The sequence below is a fragment of the Mesorhizobium sp. M7A.F.Ca.CA.004.06.1.1 genome, assembly GCF_003999135.1.
In the GTDB taxonomy this organism is placed as follows: domain Bacteria; phylum Pseudomonadota; class Alphaproteobacteria; order Rhizobiales; family Rhizobiaceae; genus Mesorhizobium.
The window spans coordinates 1-500 of sequence record NZ_RZPQ01001420.1; the positions used below are offsets into that span (position 1 = coordinate 1).

Sequence of the window (500 nt, forward strand, 5' to 3'; positions counted from 1 at the left end):
ATGTCGGATAGCAACGTGGCGCGAATGAAGAAGCGCTGCGTCGACGTGCTCGGCAGCGAAGGCGCTTACGACCGCGACCTCCGGCAACTCTGCCTCCTGATCGCGCGCCGCTGATGCTGGAGGTGCCGGGACTGGAGGTGCCGAACCGGCCCTGAGGCCCGGCCGCATGTTCCTGGCCTCCGGCTGGTCGGAAGGCCCGCCACACTGGCGGGCTTTCCGCGTTCATTGGCGTGCCGGTATCAAAGTTCTGGCTTCCATCACGTTGGATGGCCGTTTCCGTTGCCACGATCGCACGGAACGGTAGAGCCTTGGGAACGTTCTCGTCCTCGAACATCGCGGCCGCGATGTTCGACCCAATGCGTCAGCGCTAACGGGAGCTGAAAGCCATGAGCCTTGGAACCATACTGATCATCATTCTTATCCTTGCCCTGCTTGGCGGCTTCAGCGGCCTCGGCGGAGGTCCTTTTTATGGCGCCGGCTACTATGGCGGCGGCGGCCTC

The 500-nt window shown here is 63.4% G+C and carries 1 protein-coding gene; it reads left to right on the plus strand.

What is annotated here, in order from left to right:
* Positions 1 to 386 precede the first annotated feature (386 nt).
* The coding region (locus EN906_RS36710) for a DUF3309 family protein (RefSeq protein ID WP_127375891.1) at positions 387 to 500 on the plus strand (114 nt) is incomplete at its 3' end.